The organism is Serratia sp. CY83965 (assembly GCF_052166375.1).
Classification (GTDB): Bacteria; Pseudomonadota; Gammaproteobacteria; order Enterobacterales; family Enterobacteriaceae; genus Serratia; species Serratia marcescens.
Genome location: NZ_JBJNOV010000012.1, coordinates 122330 through 141611, shown reverse-complemented (window position 1 = coordinate 141611; position 19282 = coordinate 122330). Strand labels below are relative to the sequence as shown.

19 protein-coding genes are annotated in these 19282 nt (G+C 60.1%); 3 read left to right on the top strand and 16 right to left on the bottom strand.

The window, feature by feature from the left end; genetic code table 11:
- Window positions 1–102 precede the first annotated feature (102 nt).
- The 3 genes from fre to pepE all read right to left on the bottom strand — a co-directional run bounded on the left by fre (window position 103) and on the right by pepE (window position 3163).
- On the bottom strand, window positions 103–804 hold the full coding sequence (gene fre / locus ACJ8PL_RS21165; protein WP_004934474.1) for an NAD(P)H-flavin reductase: 702 nt from the start codon (window positions 802–804) through the stop codon (window positions 103–105).
- 50 nt (window positions 805–854) lie between these two features.
- Window positions 855–2375 (bottom strand): 4-hydroxy-3-polyprenylbenzoate decarboxylase, encoded by a 1521-nt coding sequence (gene ubiD / locus ACJ8PL_RS21160; RefSeq protein WP_015376309.1) that lies wholly within the window; start codon window positions 2373–2375, stop codon window positions 855–857.
- Between the two features lie 62 nt (window positions 2376–2437).
- Complete coding sequence (gene pepE / locus ACJ8PL_RS21155) at window positions 2438–3163, bottom strand: dipeptidase PepE (RefSeq protein ID WP_016929444.1); 726 nt, start codon at window positions 3161–3163, stop codon at window positions 2438–2440.
- Window positions 3164–3408: 245 nt separating this feature from the next.
- Between pepE and rfaH the strand changes: the two genes are divergently transcribed.
- Entirely contained in the window at window positions 3409–3897 is a 489-nt protein-coding gene (gene rfaH, locus ACJ8PL_RS21150) for a transcription/translation regulatory transformer protein RfaH (protein ID WP_016929445.1), read from the top strand.
- Window positions 3898–3942: 45 nt separating this feature from the next.
- On the opposite strand, the gene hemB is transcribed toward rfaH, so the two are convergent.
- The 12 genes from hemB to udp all read right to left on the bottom strand — a co-directional run bounded on the left by hemB (window position 3943) and on the right by udp (window position 14544).
- Window positions 3943–4965, bottom strand: a complete 1023-nt coding sequence (gene hemB, locus ACJ8PL_RS21145; RefSeq protein ID WP_004934463.1) for a porphobilinogen synthase — start codon at window positions 4963–4965, stop codon at window positions 3943–3945.
- Window positions 4966–4979: 14 nt separating this feature from the next.
- Window positions 4980–5762: a 3'-5' ssDNA/RNA exonuclease TatD gene (gene tatD, locus ACJ8PL_RS21140; protein WP_079450413.1), complete on the bottom strand. Its 783-nt coding sequence runs from the start codon at window positions 5760–5762 to the stop codon at window positions 4980–4982.
- Between the two features lie 53 nt (window positions 5763–5815).
- Window positions 5816–6586: a Sec-independent protein translocase subunit TatC gene (gene tatC, locus ACJ8PL_RS21135; protein WP_004934456.1), complete on the bottom strand. Its 771-nt coding sequence runs from the start codon at window positions 6584–6586 to the stop codon at window positions 5816–5818.
- A 3-nt stretch (window positions 6587–6589) separates the two neighbouring features.
- Complete coding sequence (gene tatB / locus ACJ8PL_RS21130; RefSeq protein ID WP_115435387.1) at window positions 6590–7141, bottom strand: Sec-independent protein translocase protein TatB; 552 nt, start codon at window positions 7139–7141, stop codon at window positions 6590–6592.
- Window positions 7142–7144: 3 nt separating this feature from the next.
- Window positions 7145–7408, bottom strand: coding sequence for a Sec-independent protein translocase subunit TatA (tatA, locus tag ACJ8PL_RS21125; protein ID WP_016929449.1), 264 nt, complete (start codon window positions 7406–7408; stop codon window positions 7145–7147).
- An 80-nt stretch (window positions 7409–7488) separates the two neighbouring features.
- Entirely contained in the window at window positions 7489–9120 is a 1632-nt protein-coding gene (gene ubiB / locus ACJ8PL_RS21120) for a ubiquinone biosynthesis regulatory protein kinase UbiB (RefSeq protein WP_004934451.1), read from the bottom strand.
- Window positions 9117–9725: a ubiquinone biosynthesis protein UbiJ gene (gene ubiJ / locus ACJ8PL_RS21115; protein WP_016929450.1), complete on the bottom strand. Its 609-nt coding sequence runs from the start codon at window positions 9723–9725 to the stop codon at window positions 9117–9119. Before ubiJ ends, ubiB begins: the two co-directional genes overlap by 4 nt.
- Window positions 9726–9738: 13 nt before the next feature.
- A complete protein-coding gene (gene ubiE / locus ACJ8PL_RS21110) occupies window positions 9739–10494 on the bottom strand; it encodes a bifunctional demethylmenaquinone methyltransferase/2-methoxy-6-polyprenyl-1,4-benzoquinol methylase UbiE (RefSeq protein WP_004934443.1) in 756 nt (251 codons plus the stop codon).
- Window positions 10495–10572: 78 nt separating this feature from the next.
- Window positions 10573–12120 (bottom strand): DNA recombination protein RmuC, encoded by a 1548-nt coding sequence (gene rmuC / locus ACJ8PL_RS21105; RefSeq protein ID WP_261460249.1) that lies wholly within the window; start codon window positions 12118–12120, stop codon window positions 10573–10575.
- A gap of 140 nt (window positions 12121–12260) precedes the next feature.
- Entirely contained in the window at window positions 12261–12791 is a 531-nt protein-coding gene (locus ACJ8PL_RS21100) for a DedA family protein (RefSeq protein ID WP_004934438.1), read from the bottom strand.
- Between the two features lie 79 nt (window positions 12792–12870).
- On the bottom strand, window positions 12871–13653 hold the full coding sequence (locus ACJ8PL_RS21095; RefSeq protein WP_016929452.1) for a tyrosine-protein phosphatase: 783 nt from the start codon (window positions 13651–13653) through the stop codon (window positions 12871–12873).
- A gap of 129 nt (window positions 13654–13782) precedes the next feature.
- Window positions 13783–14544, bottom strand: coding sequence for a uridine phosphorylase (gene udp / locus ACJ8PL_RS21090; RefSeq protein ID WP_004934432.1), 762 nt, complete (start codon window positions 14542–14544; stop codon window positions 13783–13785).
- 487 nt (window positions 14545–15031) lie between these two features.
- Between udp and ACJ8PL_RS21085 the strand changes: the two genes are divergently transcribed.
- Complete coding sequence (locus ACJ8PL_RS21085; protein WP_033638980.1) at window positions 15032–15859, top strand: dienelactone hydrolase family protein; 828 nt, start codon at window positions 15032–15034, stop codon at window positions 15857–15859.
- 84 nt (window positions 15860–15943) lie between these two features.
- Here the strand turns inward: ACJ8PL_RS21085 and metE are convergent, their stop codons facing one another.
- Window positions 15944–18232, bottom strand: coding sequence for a 5-methyltetrahydropteroyltriglutamate--homocysteine S-methyltransferase (gene metE, locus ACJ8PL_RS21080; protein ID WP_071525960.1), 2289 nt, complete (start codon window positions 18230–18232; stop codon window positions 15944–15946).
- Window positions 18233–18322: 90 nt separating this feature from the next.
- Here metE and metR point away from each other — a divergent pair, with 90 nt between their 5' ends.
- On the top strand, window positions 18323–19267 hold the full coding sequence (gene metR, locus ACJ8PL_RS21075; protein WP_016929455.1) for an HTH-type transcriptional regulator MetR: 945 nt from the start codon (window positions 18323–18325) through the stop codon (window positions 19265–19267).
- The last annotated feature ends 15 nt before the right edge of the window (window positions 19268–19282 follow it).

Below are 19282 nucleotides of genomic sequence, written 5' to 3'. Positions count from 1 at the left end.
TTCCCGCCTGTCAGGGGCGGGTTTTTTATGCCTGAAGTTTGCCGACGCCCAAATAAAAACGGGGCGACCCTCGGCCACCCCGTTCACCGCGCATCGCATCGGTCAGATAAACGAAAACGCGTCGCCAAACATATGCGCTTCCAGCGCGCCGCGCTCGGCGCAGAAACGCTCGCGGGCGATTTTCGCCATCTCGAAACGCCCGGCGATGTAAATGTCATGCTCCGCCAGCGTGCCGAAATCCTGCAGCACCGCGCTGAGCACGGTGCCGCTGCGGCCGCGCCATTCGGCTTCCGGCTGCTCGACCACCGGGATCACCTTCAGATTCGGATGCTGCAACGACAGCGCTTCCAGCTCGCTCAAATCGTACAGGTGCTTCAGCTCACGCCCGCCCCAGTAGATTGAAATGTCGCGATCCGGCTGCTGCTCCAGCGCGGTCAACAAGATTGAACGCGCGTAAGAGAAACCGGTGCCGCCGGCGATCAGCACCAGCGGACGGCTGCCCTCTTCCCGCAGCCAGGCGTCGCCGTGCGGCACGTCAACGGTGATCGCCTGCTCTTTCAGGATGCGATCCATCACCGCCATGGCATACAGATTCAGTTCCGAAGCGCCAATGTGCAGCTCGATATAATCTTGCTGCGTCGGGGTTGATGCCAGTGAGAACGGACGCTTGTCGCGCTCATCCATCACCACCATCAGATATTGCCCTGCCTTGAAAGAAAACGGCTGCTCGGGCACCAGACGTACCCGATAAACCGTATCGGTAATGGCCTCTACCGAGGTCACTTTACAGCTCAATATTGTCATGCGTTCCCTCTGTCGGGTCATCAATGCAAAGCTGAGAACAGAGCCTGACGCTATAACGTCGGTTCCCTGTCACTGAAGATTGCGAGCTCATCCCAGATTTCGTCGACGCGCGCACGTACCTTTTCATCCATCTGAATCGGACGGCCCCATTCGCGATCGGTTTCACCCGGCCATTTATTGGTGGCGTCCAGCCCCATCTTCGAACCCAGGCCGGAAACCGGCGAGGCGAAGTCCAGATAGTCGATCGGCGTATTCTCCACCAGAACGGTATCCCTTGCCGGATCCATTCGTGTGGTGATCGCCCAAATCACATCGTTCCAGTCGCGCGCATTGACGTCATCGTCACAGACGATAACAAATTTGGTGTACATAAACTGCCGCAGGAACGACCAGACGCCCATCATCACGCGTTTCGCGTGGCCGGCGTACTGTTTTTTCATGGTCACTACCGCCAGGCGGTAAGAGCACCCTTCCGGCGGCAGATAGAAATCGACGATTTCCGGGAACTGCTTTTGCAGGATCGGTACGAACACTTCATTCAGCGCCACGCCCAGGATCGCCGGCTCATCCGGCGGGCGACCGGTGTAGGTCGAGTGGTAGATCGCGTTGCGGCGCTGAGTGATGTGAGTAACGGTGAACACCGGGAACTGGTCGATTTCATTGTAGTAACCGGTGTGGTCGCCGTAGGGGCCCTCCGGCGCCATTTCACCCGGCTCGATATAGCCTTCAAGCACGATTTCGGCGCTGGCGGGCACTTCCAGATCGTTGGAAAGGCACTTGACCACTTCGGTTTTGTTGCCGCGCAGCAGCCCGGCAAAGGCGTATTCGGACAAGGTATCAGGCACCGGCGTGACCGCACCGAGGATGGTAGCGGGATCGGCGCCCAGCGCCACCGCAACCGGGAAACGCTCGCCCGGGTGCGCCTGGCACCACTCCTGATAATCCAGCGCGCCGCCGCGATGCGACAGCCAGCGCATGATCACTTTATTCTTGCCCAGCACCTGCTGGCGATAGATGCCGAGGTTTTGCCGTTCCTTATGCGGGCCGCGGGTCACGGTCAGCCCCCAGGTGATCAGCGGCGCGGCGTCTTCCGGCCAGCAGTGCATCACCGGAATACGGCTGAGATCGACATCGTCACCCTGCCATACCTGCTCCTGACAAGGCGCGGATCCCAGCACCTTGGTCGGCATGTTCAGCACCTGCTTGAACTTCGGCATTTTGTCGAACAGATCGCGGAAGCCTTTCGGCGGCTCCGGTTCTTTGAGGAACGCCAGCAGTTTGCCGACTTCGCGCAGCGCGCTGATGTCTTCCTGCCCCATGCCCATCGCCACGCGATTGGCGGTGCCGAACAGGTTGCACAGCACCGGCATGTCATACCCTTTCGGGTTTTCAAACAGCAGTGCCGGACCGCCCGCTCGCAGGGTGCGATCGGCAATCTCCGTCATTTCCAGGTAAGGATCGATCGGCTGGCTGATGCGTTTTAGTTCCCCTCTCTTCTCCAGCAACGAGAGGAAATCGCGTAAGTCACGGTATTTCATGCTGATCATTATAACGGCCAGTGGGGAGGGCATTATAAGCCCTCTTCACGGTTGTTGCTGCAATTTTGTTAACGCCGCCCGCCGCCGGGTGGCCCTCAGCCGCAGTTGAACGGCACCAGCGCAGCCAGCGCGCGCGTATCCTGATATTCACGCGTCTCCTCACCGTGGCGGAACACCTTGAAGCCCTGCCCGTTAGCGCTGAAGTAACGCAGCGCATTGGCTTCAACGTGCAGCAGGCTACCTTCACGCAGCGCCACCACCGATTCGCTTGGGTTGATCGCGCAGAACTCCGCCAGGCGCTCGTCACGGGTTTCGCCCATGTGGCCGCTGATATGCGCGTCGATGTAGTGCGGGTTGATCTGCACCGGGAACAGCCCCAGCGCCGGCAGCACCACGCTGCAGCGCACCGGCATGTCATTGGTGGTGCGAATGCTCGGCGTGGCCACGTTGCAACCGGCGCTCCAGCCGACGTAAGGCACTTCACGCTCGCGCACCGCGCGCTGGATGGGCACGATCAGGCCTTGCTCGTGCAGCATTTGGTTCAGCAACCAGGTATTGCCGCCGCTGACCAAAATGCACTCCGCCTGCGCGATCGCCGCCGCCGGTGAGGCGGCATGGTGGATGCTGGTGACTTCAATGCCCAGCGTTTGCGCCAGTTCCTGCGCACGCTGGTCGTAGTCGTAACGAATCAGGGCGTAAGGGATAAAGACGGCGGATTTGATGCCACGACGCGCAATCATCGCCAGCAACTGGCTTTTAGCGTACCCCAGCAGCTCGGCTTCGCCAGACAGCTTGCCGTTGCTCAACAGAAACAGCTCCATTTCTTTCCCCCTCGGTCGAAAACGATGAATAGCGTCACAGCCGGCGGCGCTACGCCTGTCATACTGTGACGGTAACAAATTTTTAGCCCTCTGTTATACCAGCGCCGTATCGATAAGTGTGTGACCCCTCGCTAATAGCCGCAGATTCATAGAGATAGGTGATGTTACACGCTGAAACTTGCATCACTATGTATCCGGAATAGCTTTTGATATGCTTACCGGCTGGCAGAAAGGCATGTGAAACTATGGAATCCTGGTATCTACTTTATTGCAAACGCGGTCAGTTGTTGCGGGCGCAGGAACATCTGGAACGGCAGCAGGTAAACTGCCTCAGCCCGATCATCACGCTGGAAAAGATCGTGCGTGGTAAGCGCATCGCGGTCAGCGAACCCCTGTTTCCCAACTATCTGTTTGTGGAGTTCGACCCGGAGCGCATTCACACCACCACCATCAGCGCCACCCGTGGCGTCAGCCACTTCGTGCGTTTCGGCGCGTTGCCGAGCGTCATCCCGAGCAAGGTGATCGATGAACTGCGCACGCACGCCTGCGAAACCTATGTCGATCCGGAAACCCCACAGCCGGGGGATACCGTTCTGATCGTCGACGGCGTGTTCGAAGGGCTGCAGGCGATCTACACCGAGCCGGACGGCGAAGCGCGTTCCATGTTGTTGCTGAACCTGATCAACAAGCAGGTCAGCCAAAGCATCGACAACCGACAGTTCCAGAAGATGTAATGCAAAAGGCGCCCTCAGGCGCCTTTTTGTTGGCTCATTTTACGCTTAGCGACGCATCGCGTCGTCGTGCAGCCACTGGGCGACACGCTTGGCGAAGTAGGTCAGCACGCCGTCGGCGCCGGCGCGTTTAAAGCACATCAACGATTCCATCACCGCAGGTTGCTCCTGCAGCCAGCCGTTCTGAATCGCCGCCATATGCATGGCGTACTCGCCGGACACCTGATAAGCGAAGGTTGGCACACCGAAGGTATCCTTCACGCGGCGCACAACGTCGAGGTACGGCATGCCTGGTTTCACCATCACCATGTCCGCACCTTCCTGCAGATCCTGCGCAATCTCCTGCAGCGCTTCGTCGCTGTTGGCCGGATCCATCTGATAGGTCTTCTTGTTGCCGCCCTTCAGGTTGCCGCTGGAGCCCAACGCATCGCGGAACGGGCCGTAGTAGCAGGAAGCATACTTGGCGGAGTAAGCCATGATTTGGGTATTCACCAGGCCCTGCAATTCCAGACGATCGCGGATCGCCCCGATGCGGCCGTCCATCATGTCGCTCGGCGCCACGATTTCCGCGCCCGCTTCGGCATGGGACAGCGCCTGACGCACCAGAATGTCTTTGGTCACGTCGTTAATCACATAACCCTGCTCATCGATCACCCCGTCCTGCCCATGCGTGGTGTAGGGATCGAGCGCCACGTCGGTCAGAATGCCCAGCTCAGGCACCGCGTCTTTCAGCGCGCGCACCGTGCGCTGTACCAACCCTTCAGGGTTATAGGCTTCTTCCGCATGCAGCGATTTCAGGCTCGGTTCGATCACCGGGAACAGGGAAATCACCGGCACGCCAAGTTTGGCGATGGTTTCCGCTTCCTTCACCAGCAGATCGATCGTCATGCGCGATACGCCCGGCATCGAGGCCACTTCTTCCTGGCGGTTACTGCCTTCCATGACAAACACCGGATAAATCAGGTCGTTGACCGTCAGTTGATTCTCGGCCACCAGGCGGCGGCTGAAGTCGTGACGGCGCACGCGGCGCATACGGCGACCAGGGAAGGTGCCCGGAAATGCATAGCTCATAGTTTTCTCCTAGCTCAAACCAGCCGGAATAGCCGGCGGGCGTTCTCATCGGTTTTTTGCCCCAGCCATTGCGGCTCTTCCCGCCGCCAGACGGCGACCTGCTGCACGATGTGGGGCAGGAAACAGGGTTCGTTGCGGCGAGATGCGGGTTTAGGCTGTAAATCCCGGGGCAACAGATAAGGGGCGTCAGTTTCCAGCAGCAGACGCTCGGCTGGGATCTGCGGCAACAGTGCGCGCAGTTCCAGGCCGCGCCGCTCGTCGCAGACCCAACCGGTAATCCCGATCGACAAACCCAGCGACAGGCAGCTTGTTAATTCTTCGGCGGTGCCGGTGAAGCAGTGCACCACGGCCGCGGGCAGTTTATCCAACCACGGCGTCAGTAGCTCGGCAAAACGTGCGTGTGCGTCGCGGCAATGCAGAAACACCGGCAGCGCCAACTCCGCCGCCAGCGCCAGCTGCGCGGTGAACGCCGCTTCCTGCTGCGCGGGCGTCGAGAAGTTGCGATTGAAATCCAGGCCGCATTCGCCGATCGCCGCCACGTCAGGGCGTGCGGCTAACGCATAAATCTGCTCGGCGGCGTGTTCATCCCAACCGCTGGCGTAGTGCGGATGCACACCGGCGGTAGACCAACAGTAACCCGCATGTTGCTGCGCCAGTTCCGCCGCTTCGCGGCTCTCTGCCAGATCGGTGCCGGTAATCAACATCCCGGTAACGCCCGCCGCGCGGGCGCGCTCCACCACCGCCTGGCGATCTTTGGCGAATTGGCTGCTGGTCAGATTAACGCCGATATCAAACATGATTTTTTCCAAAGCAAAAGCCGCCCAATGGGCGGCTTCGCAATCAATGTGGATCAGGGGGCTGGGGGTTCGTCACCCTCGTCTTCTTCTTCCGCTTGCGGACGACGTTTGCCGGTATAGAAGCGAGCGAAGAACACCCCCACTTCAAACAGCAGATACATCGGTATTGCCAACAAGGTTTGCGAGAACACGTCTGGCGGCGTCAACAGCATGCCGACCACAAACGCGCCAACCAACACATACGGCCGTTTCTTCTTCAGATCTTCCGGCGAGGTGACGCCACTCCAGCACAGCAGAATGATGGCGACCGGCACTTCGAAGGCAACGCCGAACGCCATAAACAGCGCCATGACGAAATCGAGGTAGTTTTTAATGTCGGTCGCAATGGTCACCCCCATCGGCGCGGTCTTGGCGAAGAAGCCGAAGGCCAGCGGGAACACGATGAAGTAGGCGAAAGCCATACCGAGGTAGAACAGCAGGCTGCTGGACACCAGCAGCGGCATCATCAGGCGGCGTTCATGCTTGTACAGCGCCGGCGCGATGAATGCCCACACCTGATACAAAATCATCGGCGCGGAGACGAACACCGAGACGATCATGGTCAATTTGATCGGGGTAAAGAACGGTGACGCCACGTCAGTGGCGATCATGCTCGCCCCGGCCGGTAACTGCTTCAGCAGCGGCGCAGACACCAGTTGGTAGATGTCGTTGGCGAAAAACACCAGCACCACGAACACCGCCAGCACGCAAATAATCGAGTTCAACAGCCGCTTGCGCAGCTCTATCAGATGACTGATAAGGGGTTGGGTATCTTCAACAGCCATGTATTAACGATCGCCACTAGGTTGGTGAGACGCTGGGGTTTTATCCGCAACAGGTTCGACAGGTGCCGACGCGGTTTCCACCGGCGCTTTAGCCGGTTGCGCCGCCACCGGCGCGACGGCTTCAGGTTCCGAGGCCGGTTTTGGCACGGCGGCGGGCGCGCTGGCGCGGGTTGCCGCTTCCGCCGGCGTCACGCCGTCGTGCAAAGCTTCCGGATCGGTGATCTGCGAGTTATGAATGGTGTTCGCCAGCTCTTCTTTCTCGCCCTGGTAGGTGCGTTTCAATGATTCCGCCGCGTCTTTCAGCTCATCCATCGACGCCTTCAGTTCCGGCGTCAGGTTCTGCAAGCCAGCCTGTTCCGCTTTTTTCAGGCTGTCCTGCAGTTCCTGCAGCTTCAGTTCCTGAGACAGTTCGTGCTGCACCGAGGCCGCCAGCGAGCGCAGCGCGCGGATCCAGCCCGATACCGTTCTGACCGCGACCGGCAAGCGTTCCGGCCCCAGAACAACCAGGCCGATCACCAGCACCAGCAGCAGCTCACTAAACCCAATGTCAAACACGGTTTATACCTGCTCTTTGTTCTTCGACTCTTCCGGTTTCACTTCCGGCTGCTTTTCGGTAATAGGCTTGGCCGAGAAGTCAGCGTCATCCAGGCTGCTTTTCTCAGCCGTGTTGGGGGTCGACGGCGTATCGTCGCCGATCGCCTTCTTGAAGCCCTTGATCGAGGCGCCGAGATCGGAGCCCAGCGTGCGCAGTTTTTTGGTACCGAACAACAGCACCACGATCACTGCGATGATCAACAATTGCGTAATACTAATACCGCCCATTTTAATTACCTCTAATTTTAAAGGGTCTTTTAAAGCCAGCCCGCATTATAGGGCCGACTTTACCAGAGTGACGAATTAAATCAGGTGGTTCGCTTCCAGCCAATCACCCAGCATACGATGCCGGCGGCCATCATCCAGGCGGGAAACACCTCGATTTGCCCCAGCAGCAACAGCGTGCCGCTTACCAACAGTGTAGCGCCAACGCCGAACAAATAACGTGACTGCCCCTGACGAACCCGCTGAGCCTGCATCTGGTTGGTCAGCTTATCAACGCTTTGTTGCAACAGTTTATGCTGCTGCAGGCTGTCGTAAAACAGCTCGGGCAGTTCCGGCAGCTTCTCCGCCCAGAACGGCGCTTTCTCTTTCAGCGCACGCACCACGGCGGGAATGCCGACCTGATCGCGCAGCCAGCTCTCGAGGAACGGCTTGGCGGTAGTCCACAGATCCAGCTGCGGGTAGAGCTGACGCCCCAGACCTTCAACATACAGCAAGGTCTTCTGCAATAACACCAGCTGCGGCTGCACTTCCATATTGAAGCGTCGTGCAGTGTTGAACAGGTTAAGCAGCACGTTGCCGAAGGAAATCTCCGCCAGCGGCTTCTCGAAAATCGGCTCGCACACGGTGCGGATGGCGAATTCGAAGTCTTCCACGTTGGTGTCGCGCGGCACCCACCCGGAGTCGACGTGCAGTTCCGCCACCTTGCGGTAATCGCGATTGAAGAAGGCGATGAAGTTTTCCGCCAGGTAGCGTTTATCATCCTTGTTCAGCGAACCGACGATGCCGCAGTCGATACCTATGTAGCAAGGATCTTCCGGATGTTCGTAGCTGACGAAAATATTACCGGGATGCATGTCCGCATGGAAGAAGCTGTCGCGGAAGACCTGGGTAAAGAACACCTGGACGCCGCGTTCCGCCAACAGTTTCATGTTGGTGCCCTGCTGTTCCAGCGTGGCGATGTCCGATACCGGAATGCCATAAATGCGCTCCATCACCAATACGCTTTCGCGGCAGTAGTCGGAATAAACTTCCGGTACGTACAGCATGGGGCTGCCGTCGAAATTGCGGCGCAGCTGAATGGCGTTAGCCGCTTCGCGCAGCAGGTTCAACTCGTCCAGCAGGGTTTTCTCGTACTCGCGTACCACTTCGCGCGGGCGCAAACGGCGACCGTCCGGCAACAGCTTCGGCACCCAGCCTGCCAGCCGGTACATCAGACGCACGTCGGCCTTGATAATCGGCCCGATATCCGGCCGGATCACCTTCAGCACCACTTCCTGGCCGGTGGTTTTCAGCCGCGCGGTATGCACCTGCGCGATCGAGGCAGAGGCCAGCGGCTGCTGATCGAAGTCATCAAACCAGGTCTCCAGCGGGCCGCCCATCGCCAACTCGATATGCTTACGCGCCAACGCGCCATCGAAAGGCGCCACCCGATCCTGCAGCAGCGTCAGCTGATCGGCAATGTGCGGCGGAAACAGATCGCGGCGGGTCGACATCATTTGGCCGAACTTGATCCAGACCGGCCCCAATTCCTGCAGCGCCAGCCGCAGACGTTCACCCAACGGTTTGTCCTTATGCCGATTCGGCATCCAGAACAGCAGCCGGCGGCCAAAGCGCAGCGGCAGCGTCAAACGCATTTTAGGGATCAGCTCGTCCAGCCCGTAGCTGAGAAAAACGCGGACGATAAAATACAAACGGCGCAGTTCGCCTGGGGTCATCGCTTGCCCTCCAACTTGTCCATGCGGGCAGACAGCGCTTCCGCGCTGCGGGCGAGTGCGTCAACTTCTTCGTTGAACCACACCACTTCCAGCGGCCCCGGCGCCAGGCGCCACTCTTCGGTCAACGCCTCCGCCATCCCCTGCTGCCGGCGCATAAAACCGGCTTTCAGCAGCGAGGCGCCTTTACCCAGCGCCTGTGTAATGCCTTGGGCGGCAATATCGCCGATGTAAGGCGCCAGCCATTCCGCCGGATCCCACTCCGCCAGATCGAGCAGGCCAACCAACTGTTGCACCACCTGAATATCGCCTTCCACCGTCAATTCGCCGCTGCGCATCAGCACCGGCAGCTGCTGGCGATCGCGCAGCTTAAGTAAGGCGGGAATGCGGCTACGCACGGTGCAATCGGCGCTGTCTTCAGACTGCCCCAGCACATCCACGCGCAGTTCGCTGAACACCAGCACCAGCGGTGAAGCCAGCTCTTCCAGTTCGATACGCAGCACCTTGCCCGCCAGGCGTTGGCGGGCGGCTTTCATGCTGCGATCGCGAAACAGCAGGTTATTCAGCGAGGTTTCCAACGCGCCGGTCAGCAGAGGGGTAAACAGCATCGGCATCTCCCTCTCAGAACTTGAAGCCGCGATGCAGGGCGACAATCCCACCGGTCAGGTTGAAATAGGTGACGTTTTCAAAACCGGCGTTGCCCATCATGCCCTTCAGGGTTTCCTGATCGGGGTGCATGCGGATCGATTCCGCCAGGTAACGGTAGCTGTCAGGATCTTTCACCACCAACTCGCCGATCTTCGGCAGCACGTGGAAAGAGTAGGCGTCATAGGCTTTGCTCAGCGGCGCCAGCAGCGGCTTGGAGAACTCCAGCACCAGCAGGCGGCCGCCCGGTTTCAGCACGCGGAACATCGAGCGCAACGCTTTGTCTTTGTCGGTGACGTTACGCAGGCCAAAGGAGATGGTGATGCAATCGAAGTAATTGTCCGGGAACGGCAGCGCTTCGGCGTTGGCCTGCACGTAATTGATGTTGCCGACGATGCCGCGATCGCGCAGCTTCTCGCGCCCCATCTTGAGCATCGAATCGTTGATGTCCGCCAGCACCACCTGCCCCTGCTCGCCGACCATGCGGGAGAACTTGGCGGCCAGGTCGCCGGTACCGCCGGCCAGATCCAGCACGCGCTGCCCGCGGCGCACGCCGCTGCAGTCAATGGTGAAACGCTTCCAGATACGGTGAATACCGAACGACATCAGGTCGTTCATCACGTCATACTTTGCCGCTACCGAATGAAAAACGTCCGCCACCATGGCCTGTTTTTCGTCTCTAGCGACGGTGCGAAAACCGAAATCGGTGGTTTCCTGCGATTGATCTGCCATTGTCCTGCCTGCTATTCAGTCAATTTTGTGTGGATGAGTGTACCAGAAGCCCGGGAAATACCCCACCTCGCCACGGCCTCAGCCGTGCGAAACGAAGCCCGATTCCCCGGTGGTATCGTCATCGTCGTTCGTCTGCGGCAGCGCGGCGACATCATCGTCGTTCGCCTCTTCCGCTTCATCGTGTTGCGCGCCGGCTTGCTGCGCCAGCAGCGGGTTTATCGGCCGTTTGACTTCAACCCCCAACGCGCGGAAACCTTCAATTTGGCCGATAAGATTACCACGGCCTTCGCTCAGTTTGTTCATCGCCTGACGATAACTGCCCTGCGCCTTGTCCAGGCTCTGCCCCAGTGCGGACATATCGTCCACGAACAGCCGCATCTTGTCATACAGTTTCGCCGCGCGATCGGCGATGCGCTGGGCGTTCTGGCTCTGATGCTCATAGCGCCACAGGTTGGTGATGGTACGCAGCGCCACCAGCAACGTGGTCGGGCTGACCAGCATGATGTTGTGCTTAAGCGCTTCGCTGATCAGCTCCGGCTCGCGATCGATAGCCAGCAGGAAGGCGGGCTCGACCGGAATGAACATCAGCACATAGTCCAGAGAACGCAGCCCCGGCAGCTGCTGGTAGTCCTTGCGACCCAGCATGCGGATGTGGCCGCGCAGCGAGGCAATATGTTCGCTCAGCGCCGCTTCGCGCTCCGCCTCATCCTCGCCGTTGAAATAGCGCTCGTAGGCGATCAGCGACATCTTGGCATCGATCACCACATCCTTGCCCTGCGGCAGGCGTACGATCACATCAGGCTGCATGCGGCTCTGATGATCCACCCGCACGTTGACCTGCGTTTCATACTCATGCCCTTCGCGCAGACCGGAGGCCTCCAGCACCCGGCTCAGCACCACCTCGCCCCAGTTGCCCTGCGTTTTGTTGTCGCCTTTCAGCGCCTTGGTGAGGTTGATCGCCTCACGCGCCATCTGCGCGTTCAACTGCTGCAGATTGCGTATCTCATGCGTCAGCGTGTGGCGCTCCCGCGCTTCCTGGCCGAAGCTGTCCTGCACCTGACGGCGAAAACCGTCCAGCTGTTCGCGCAACGGCAGCAGTAAACGATCCAGGCTTTGCTTATTTTGCTCGTCAACCTTGCGGCCGCTGTGTTCAAAAATGCGGTTGGCGAGGTTTTCAAACTGGGTGGTGAGGCGCTGTTCGCTGTTGATCAGCAGGCGCTGCTTCTCCTCCGCCGCCATGCGCGTCTCTTCCAGACGGATGGTGACTTCGCGCAGCTCAGCCTCCTGCGCGCTGTTAACCTCGCGCTGGGCACGCAGCTCTTGGTTGAGCAGCTCGCATTCGTTGCGCCAATGGGTGAGCTGTTGCAGCTTCTCATGCCCGGCCGCCAGTTGGCTGTGCAGATTGCGCAGCTCCAGCTCGCTCTGGCGCAACTGCTGCTCGTGGCGCTGTAGCGTTTCCTGCCGCACGGCCGTTTCCTGCTGCGCCTGCTGCAACGCTTGCTCCAGCAACCGCAGTTCGGTTTCATGTTGCGCATGCGTCTGCTGCACCCGCAGACTGGCGATCAGCCACCCCAACAGCATGCCGATCGCGACGCCGCCAATCCCATAAATCAGACTGGTATCCACCCTGCCTCCTGTTGCACCTAGCCGTTGCGGCGTTTTGCTCGCCCATTGCCCGTCACGTTAAGGGGAGGCTGTATGGATGTCCAGCCTGATTTTGCCGGCCGCGCACAATATTGCGCGGCGCTGCGCAATTTAGCGAGAAATCAGCCCAGCCACTGGCTGAGCCACTTGATGCCGAATGCCCCCGGCGCCAGAATGCCAAACGCCCAGATCATCGCCGACGTGACGTTGGCCAGCTGGAAATAGCGCTGCGGCATGCCGCAAATGCCGCCCACCAGCGGCACCACGGCGCGCAGCGGGCCGAAGAAGCGGCCGATGAAAATGCCCAGCACGCCCCAGCGCTCGAAGAAGGCGTGGCCGCGCGCCAGCAGCTGCGGATTGCGCGACAGCGGCCACATATGGGCCACGCGATCCTGATAGTGATAGCCGATCCAGTAAGAGAGCCAGTCGCCGAAAAACGCCCCGGCGGCGGCAGCGGCCCAAATCGGCCAAAAGGCGATGCCGCTTTCGCCGATCAGCGCGCCCAGCGCCAGCAGGATCACCGTGGCCGGCAGCAGCAGCGACAAAAACGCCAGCGACTCGCCGAACGCCAGGAAGAAAATGATGGGAATGGCCCAGCCTTCGTGCTGACGCACGACATCGCTGACCCAGTTGATAACGTCATTGAGGCTCAATACGGGGCTCCTGATACGCGATGGTTCGCCGCCTAGGATAAGCCGGGGCGAGTTAAACCCCGGCTAAACACGCGGCAATTTACTCGAGGTAGAATGCCTGCAGCGCTTCGCGCTGGGCCGCGCCCAGGCCGTATTCCGCTTCCAGCCAGCGGTCGGTGGAGCCGTATTGCCGGCGGATGCAGCCCAGCGCCGTCATCAGGAACTCCTCGCGCGCGCTGAGCACGTAGGCGAATTGCTCCAGCGCCGCCGCATTCAGCTTGATAGAGAGCTGATCCAGCATCTGTTCGCGGAAAGTGGCCAGCGTGGTTTCGGTCAGCAGATAGTCTTCCAGCACCGTCGCTTCGTCGGCCCCCAGCGCAAACAGCACCAACGCCGAACCGACCCCGGTGCGATCCTTGCCGACCGCGCAGTGTTGCACGATCGCGCCGCCGCCAGGGTTGCTCAACAGCTGCGCCAGCCGCTGATAGGCCGCATTGCCGAACGGCAGACGGCGATACAGCTCCAGCATGAACGCCCGAGCGTCGAAAGCGGCCAGCGTTTCGTTGGTGAGCTTTTCCAGGTTGGCGTTGACTTCGCTGCTCAGCGGGTTGGCCGGCACATGGTGATAGTCGGCGCCATTCCACAGAATATCCGGTTTGGCCTGCACCTCGTCGGCATCGCGGTAGTCCAGCACCGAACGCACCGGCACTCCAGCGAGGAAAGTGCAGTCGTTTTCCGTCAGCCGCTCGAGAGAACCGGAGCGGAACAGCAGGCCGCGTTTGATGCGGCGCCCGTCGGCCACGCCGTTGCCGCCGAAGTCACGGAAGTTAATGCCGCCGTCGAGCGGCGCAAGCGAAGGATGAAGCAGGATCTGGGCGGTCATAAACGTCCTCGTTGTTTTTGTTATGACAACGCGCGGCAGCCATCGGCGCAGCGCTGAGGAGTATCACCGTAACAGATTAGCCGCGAATGGAAAAACGGGCCGCGTCGGCGGCCCGTTGAGGGGAGGCGATTACAGCAGACGGCGGGCGGCGTCCACCACGATCTGCACCGCTTTGCTTTCGGTGTTTTTCATGGTTTCGGCGTTCGGGATCTCTTGCTGGGTGCGGTTAACGATCACCCCAGCCACCATGCCGGCGCGCAGGCCCTGGCTGGCGCACATGGTCAGCAGCGTGGCGGATTCCATTTCATAGTTCATCACGCCCATCGCCTGCCACTCTTCCATCGAACCTTTAAAACGGCTGACCACGCGGCCGGAGTAGGTGTCGTAACGTTCCTGGCCCGGGTAGAAAGTATCGGAAGAAGCGGTTACGCCAATGTGGGTGGTCGCGCCGCTGGCTTTGGCCGCTTCCACCAGCGCGGTGGTGCAGGCGAAGTCCGCGACCGCCGGAAACTCCATCGGCGCAAAGTGCAGGCTGGCGCCGTCGAGGCGTACCGCCGCCGTAGTCACCAGCACGTCACCGACGTTGATATTGGCCTGAATGGCGCCGGTGGTGCCGATGCGCAGGAAGGTGCGAATGCCCAGCTGCGCCAGCTCTTCCACCGCGATAGAGGTAGATGGGCCGCCGATACCGGTGGAGCAGACGATCACCGCCTTGCCGTCCAGCTCTGCGCGCCAAGTGGTAAATTCACGATGGGAGGCCAGATGCACCGGATTTTCCATCAGCTTGGCAATCTTCTCTACGCGCTGCGGATCGCCCGGCACGATGGCAAGCTGGGCCCCTTGTAAATCGTTCTTGGTGAGGCCGAGATGAAAAACGTCAGACTGAGACATACGAGACTCCTCATGGATCATGTTTATTGGGAGGAACAAAAAAGCACTCTACTGAAAATCGCCGTTTAATTTCGTGACGATAGTCACTATGAAAAGAGAAACAAATTACATGCTACATATTTTTTGTGAATTAAGTCACAAAAAAACCCATTAATGAGCCGCCCTCAAACCGCTAAACCTCAGTCTAGCCGATAAACCTTGCCGCTCCCTGTCCGTTGGTTGCCGACTGAAACTATTTAGCGCATCAATTCGAAATACCCCCATCTTATCGGTTGCTTAGGGACAAAAAAGCCCTCTAACGCACCTTATGGCACTTACGCGGGCCAAAACGCGTAATAACATGATAAAAAGCGCTTAAAAATGCCGCAAAGCCAGATAATTAGCCGTTTTCTATCGACTTGTCCGAAAGTGCGCCACGCAGCGCCAATAATGGGTAATCTTTCCTATAGTTAATCTCAGCGCTTTTTTCTATTGCACGGAGACCGCAATGAAAACCGAACATGTGATGACATTAGAACAGGCTCAGGGGGGATTCGCCCCGGCCGCCGCGCCGTTGGCCACCTCCGCGATTATCACCGACGAACAGGGCATTCACGCCGGGCAAACGACCATCCCTTCTCAGGGCGACGCGCTGCCGGCCTACGTCGCCAAACCCGCCGACCATAACGGCCCCTTTCCCATCGTGCTGGTGGTGCAGGAAATCTTCGGCGTCCATGAGCACATTCAGGATCTGTGCCGTCGCCTGGCCAAGCAGGGCTATCTGGCGATCGCGCCCGAGCTCTATTTCCGCCAGGGCGATGCCAACGACTACAGCGATATCGGCGAGCTGTTCCAGCAGTTGGTGACCAAGGTGCCGGATCGTCAGGTGTTGTCCGATCTGGATCACGCCGCGCACTGGGCTATTCGCCACGGCGGCGACGCCGGCAAGCTGGCGATCACCGGTTTCTGCTGGGGCGGCCGCATTACCTGGCTGTACGCGGCGCACAACCCGCAGTTGAAGGCGGCGGTCGCCTGGTACGGCAAACTGGTCGGCGAGAAAACGCTGAATTCACCGAAGCATCCGGTCGATGTCGCCACCCACCTGTCAACGCCGGTGCTGGGGCTGTATGGCGGGCAGGACAGCGGCATTCCGCTGGAGACGGTGGAAACCATGCGTCAGGCGATCCGCGCCGCCAACGCCGAGGCCGAAATCGTGGTATATCCTGGCGTCGGGCACGCATTCAACGCCGACTATCGCCCCAGCTACAACGCCGAAGCGGCGGAGGACGGCTGGCAGCGCATGCTGGCGTGGTTCGCCCAGCACGGCGTCAAATAATGTCCCTCGCATAAAAAAGGGCGCCGAAGCGCCCAATCATCACACCAGTAAATCTATAAGCGGCGGTTCATCCGCCGCACGGCATCACGCGTGCTCGCGCAGGCGCTGCGCCGCCAATACCATGTTGGCCAGCGACTGCCGGGTTTCCGGCCAGCCGCGAGTTTTCAGGCCGCAATCCGGATTGACCCACAGGCGTTCCGCCGGGATGTTCTGCGCCGCTTTACGCAGCAGCGCTTCGATCCATTCCACGCTCGGCACGTTCGGCGAGTGGATGTCGTAGACGCCCGGCCCGATTTCGTTCGGGTATTCGAACTCTTTGAAGGCTTCCAACAGATCCATATCGGAACGCGAGGTCTCGATGGTGATCACGTCGGCGTCCAGCGCGGCGATGGATTCCATGATGTCGTTGAACTCGCAGTAACACATGTGGGTGTGGATCTGGGTGTCATCCCGCGCCACGGCGGCATTCAGTTTGAAGGCGTCCACCGCCCAATTCAGGTAGGCGGCCCAGTCGGATTGGCGCAGCGGCAGCCCCTCGCGCAGCGCAGGTTCGTCGATCTGGATGATGCCGATGCCGGCTTTTTCCAGATCCTCCACCTCGTCGCGCAGCGCCAGCGCAATCTGCTTGGCGATCACTTCGCGGGTCACATCTTCACGCGGGAACGACCAGCACAGGATGGTCACCGGCCCGGTCAGCATGCCTTTCACCGGTTTGTCGGTCAGCGACTGGGCGAATTTGGCCCATTCGACGGTGATGGCTTCCGGGCGGCTGACGTCACCGATGATGACCGGCGGCTTCACGCAGCGGGAGCCGTAGCTCTGCACCCAGCCGTTCTGGGTAAACACGAAGCCGTCGAGGTTCTCGCCGAAATACTCCACCATGTCGTTGCGCTCGGCTTCACCGTGCACCAGCACGTCCAGCCCGAGACGTTCCTGCTCGACAATCGCCTGTTTGATGTGCTCACCGATGCTGGTGCGGTAGTTATTGCCGTCCAAACGGCCCTGTTTGAAGTCGAGACGCAGGCCGCGGATCTCGGTGGTCTGCGGGAACGAACCGATGGTGGTGGTCGGCCAGGCCGGCAGGTTGAAACGCTCGCGCTGCGCCCTGGCGCGCTCGGCGTAAGCGCTGTGGCGTTCGCTGTCCTGCGCGGTGATCGCGGCCAGCCGGCGCTCAACCTGTGGGTTATGCACACGGCTCGACTGACGGCGGGCGCGGATCGGCGCGCTGTAGGCGTCCAGTTCAGCCTGTTTCGCCGCGTCAGGCGCGTTCAGCGCAGAGCTCAACAGCGCCAGTTCGGCGCATTTTTGCAGCGCGAAGGCGAACCAGCTTTTCACTTCTTCGTCCAGACGGCTTTCCACGCTCAAGTCGATCGGGCTGTGCAACAGTGAACAAGAGGAGCCAATCCACAGCGGGCGAGTACCCACCAGCGGCTGCAAGCGCTCAAACCAGCGGCTCAGATCGGCGCGCCAAACGTTGCGGCCGTTGATCACCCCCAGTGACAGCAGCCAGTCTTTCGGCAATGCGGCGCTCAGCGCGGCGATATCGTCATGACCGGCGACCAGATCGACGTGCAGCCCCTGCACTTGCAGCGTGCGAATGGTGTCGAGGTTATGGCCGACGCTGTCGAAATACGTGGTCAACAGCAGCTTCACCTGCCCCTGCAGCGCATCGTAAGCCGGTTTGAACGCGTCCAGCCAGGCTTGCGGCAGTTCCAGCACCAGCGCAGGCTCGTCAATTTGCACCCACTCAACGCCGCGCTTCGCCAGCTCGGCCAGCACCTGCTGGTAAACAGGCAGAATCTCTTTCAGCAGCGACAGGCGGTCGAACGGCTCACCCTTCACTTTCCCCAGCCACAGATAAGTCACCGGACCCAGCAGCACCGGCTTGATGCGATGGCCGAGCGCCAGCGCTTCATCCACTTCGTCCAACAGCTGAGTCCAGCCCAGCTTGAACTGCTGGCCTTGCTGGAATTCGGGCACCATGTAGTGGTAGTTGGTGTTGAACCATTTGGTCATTTCCGCCGCGGCCGCCGGCTCGCCGGTCGGTGCGCGGCCACGGCCGATGCGAAACAGCGTGTCCAGATCAATAGAGCCATCCGCATTCTGATGGCGCGCCGGCACATTGCCCAGCAGCAGGCTAGTGGTCAACACATGATCGTACCAGGCGAAATCGCCGACCGGCACCAAATCCACCCCGGCCTGTTGTTGCTGCTGCCAATGACGAGCGCGCAGCTCGCGGCCAACCGCCAACAGCTCTTCCTGCGTTGAGTTGCCGGCCCAGTAGCTTTCCTGAGCTTTTTTCAGCTCACGTCGTAGCCCAACGCGAGGAAAACCCAGTGTGTGATTCAAAATTGCCATCGTCATATTCCCCATTTAGCCGTCCAGATGTTTACACATCCATAATCAGCAGGTACTGTATTAACCACAAGCGCAATTTATTCACTGTCAATGTGAAGGACTCTCATGATCGAACTGAAACATTTACGGACGCTGCAGGCTCTGCGCAACAGCGGTTCGCTGGCGGGGGCGGCGGCCCAACTTCATCAGACGCAGTCTGCCCTGTCGCACCAGTTCAGCGATCTTGAGCAACGTCTGGGCTTCAAGCTGTTCGTCCGCAAGAGCCAACCGCTGCGATTCACCGCCCAGGGCGAGATCCTGCTGCAGCTGGCGGAACAGGTGCTGCCGCAGATCCAACAGGCGCTGCAGGCCTGCCACGAGCCGCACCAGACCACGCTGCGCATCGCCATCGAATGCCACAGCTGCATTCAGTGGCTGACGCCGGCGCTGGACAACTTCCGCCAGCGTTTCCCGCAGGTGGTGATGGACTTCACTTCCGGCGTGACTTTCGATCCGCAGCCGGCCCTGCAACAGGGCGAGCTGGATCTGGTGATGACGTCGGATATTCTGCCGCGCAGCGGCCTGCACTATTCGCCGATGTTCGATTTCGAGGTGCGTCTGGTGCTGGCGCCGGATCATCCGCTGGCCGGCAAGCCGCACATCGAGCCGGAAGACTTGAGCGATGAAACGCTGTTGATTTACCCGGTGCAGCGCCAGCGGCTGGATATCTGGCGGCATTTCCTGCAGCCGGCGGGCGTTAACCCGGCATTGAAGAACGTCGATAACACACTGCTGCTGATCCAGATGGTATCGGCGCGGATGGGGATTGCGGCGCTGCCGCACTGGGTGGTGGAGAGTTTCGAACGGCAGGGGCTGGTGGTGACCAAAACCCTGGGTGACGGCCTGTGGAGCCGCCTGTACGCCGCCGTGCGCGACGGCGAACAGCGCCAGGCGGTGACCGAAGCCTTTATCCGCTCGGCCCGCCAGCACGCCTGCGATCATCTGCCGTTCGTGCGCGATGCGGCACGCCCCGGCGCGACCGGCGCCAAAGCGTTGGCGGCCGGCGTATAAACTGTCGGCCCCCCG

Bases quoted from the DNA above. Each gene is read 5' to 3' on its own strand.
- ubiJ (WP_016929450.1), bottom strand. From the start codon at position 9,725: ATGCTGTTTACCCCTCTGCTGACCGGCGCGTTGGAAACCTCGCTGAAT.
- hemB (WP_004934463.1), bottom strand. From the start codon at position 4,965: ATGAGCTATGCATTTCCGGGCACCTTCCCTGGTCGCCGTATGCGCCGC.
- tatC (WP_004934456.1), bottom strand. From the start codon at position 6,586: ATGGCTGTTGAAGATACCCAACCCCTTATCAGTCATCTGATAGAGCTG.
- ACJ8PL_RS21085 (WP_033638980.1), top strand. From the start codon at position 15,032: ATGAAAACCGAACATGTGATGACATTAGAACAGGCTCAGGGGGGATTC.
- ACJ8PL_RS21095 (WP_016929452.1), bottom strand. From the start codon at position 13,653: ATGACCGCCCAGATCCTGCTTCATCCTTCGCTTGCGCCGCTCGACGGC.
- rfaH (WP_016929445.1), top strand. From the start codon at position 3,409: ATGGAATCCTGGTATCTACTTTATTGCAAACGCGGTCAGTTGTTGCGG.
- ubiB (WP_004934451.1), bottom strand. From the start codon at position 9,120: ATGACCCCAGGCGAACTGCGCCGTTTGTATTTTATCGTCCGCGTTTTT.
- metR (WP_016929455.1), top strand. From the start codon at position 18,323: ATGATCGAACTGAAACATTTACGGACGCTGCAGGCTCTGCGCAACAGC.
- ubiE (WP_004934443.1), bottom strand. From the start codon at position 10,494: ATGGCAGATCAATCGCAGGAAACCACCGATTTCGGTTTTCGCACCGTC.
- tatD (WP_079450413.1), bottom strand. From the start codon at position 5,762: ATGTTTGATATCGGCGTTAATCTGACCAGCAGCCAATTCGCCAAAGAT.
- fre (WP_004934474.1), bottom strand. From the start codon at position 804: ATGACAATATTGAGCTGTAAAGTGACCTCGGTAGAGGCCATTACCGAT.
- tatA (WP_016929449.1), bottom strand. From the start codon at position 7,408: ATGGGCGGTATTAGTATTACGCAATTGTTGATCATCGCAGTGATCGTG.
- udp (WP_004934432.1), bottom strand. From the start codon at position 14,544: ATGTCTCAGTCTGACGTTTTTCATCTCGGCCTCACCAAGAACGATTTA.
- ubiD (WP_015376309.1), bottom strand. From the start codon at position 2,375: ATGCCCTCCCCACTGGCCGTTATAATGATCAGCATGAAATACCGTGAC.
- metE (WP_071525960.1), bottom strand. From the start codon at position 18,232: ATGGGGAATATGACGATGGCAATTTTGAATCACACACTGGGTTTTCCT.
- pepE (WP_016929444.1), bottom strand. From the start codon at position 3,163: ATGGAGCTGTTTCTGTTGAGCAACGGCAAGCTGTCTGGCGAAGCCGAG.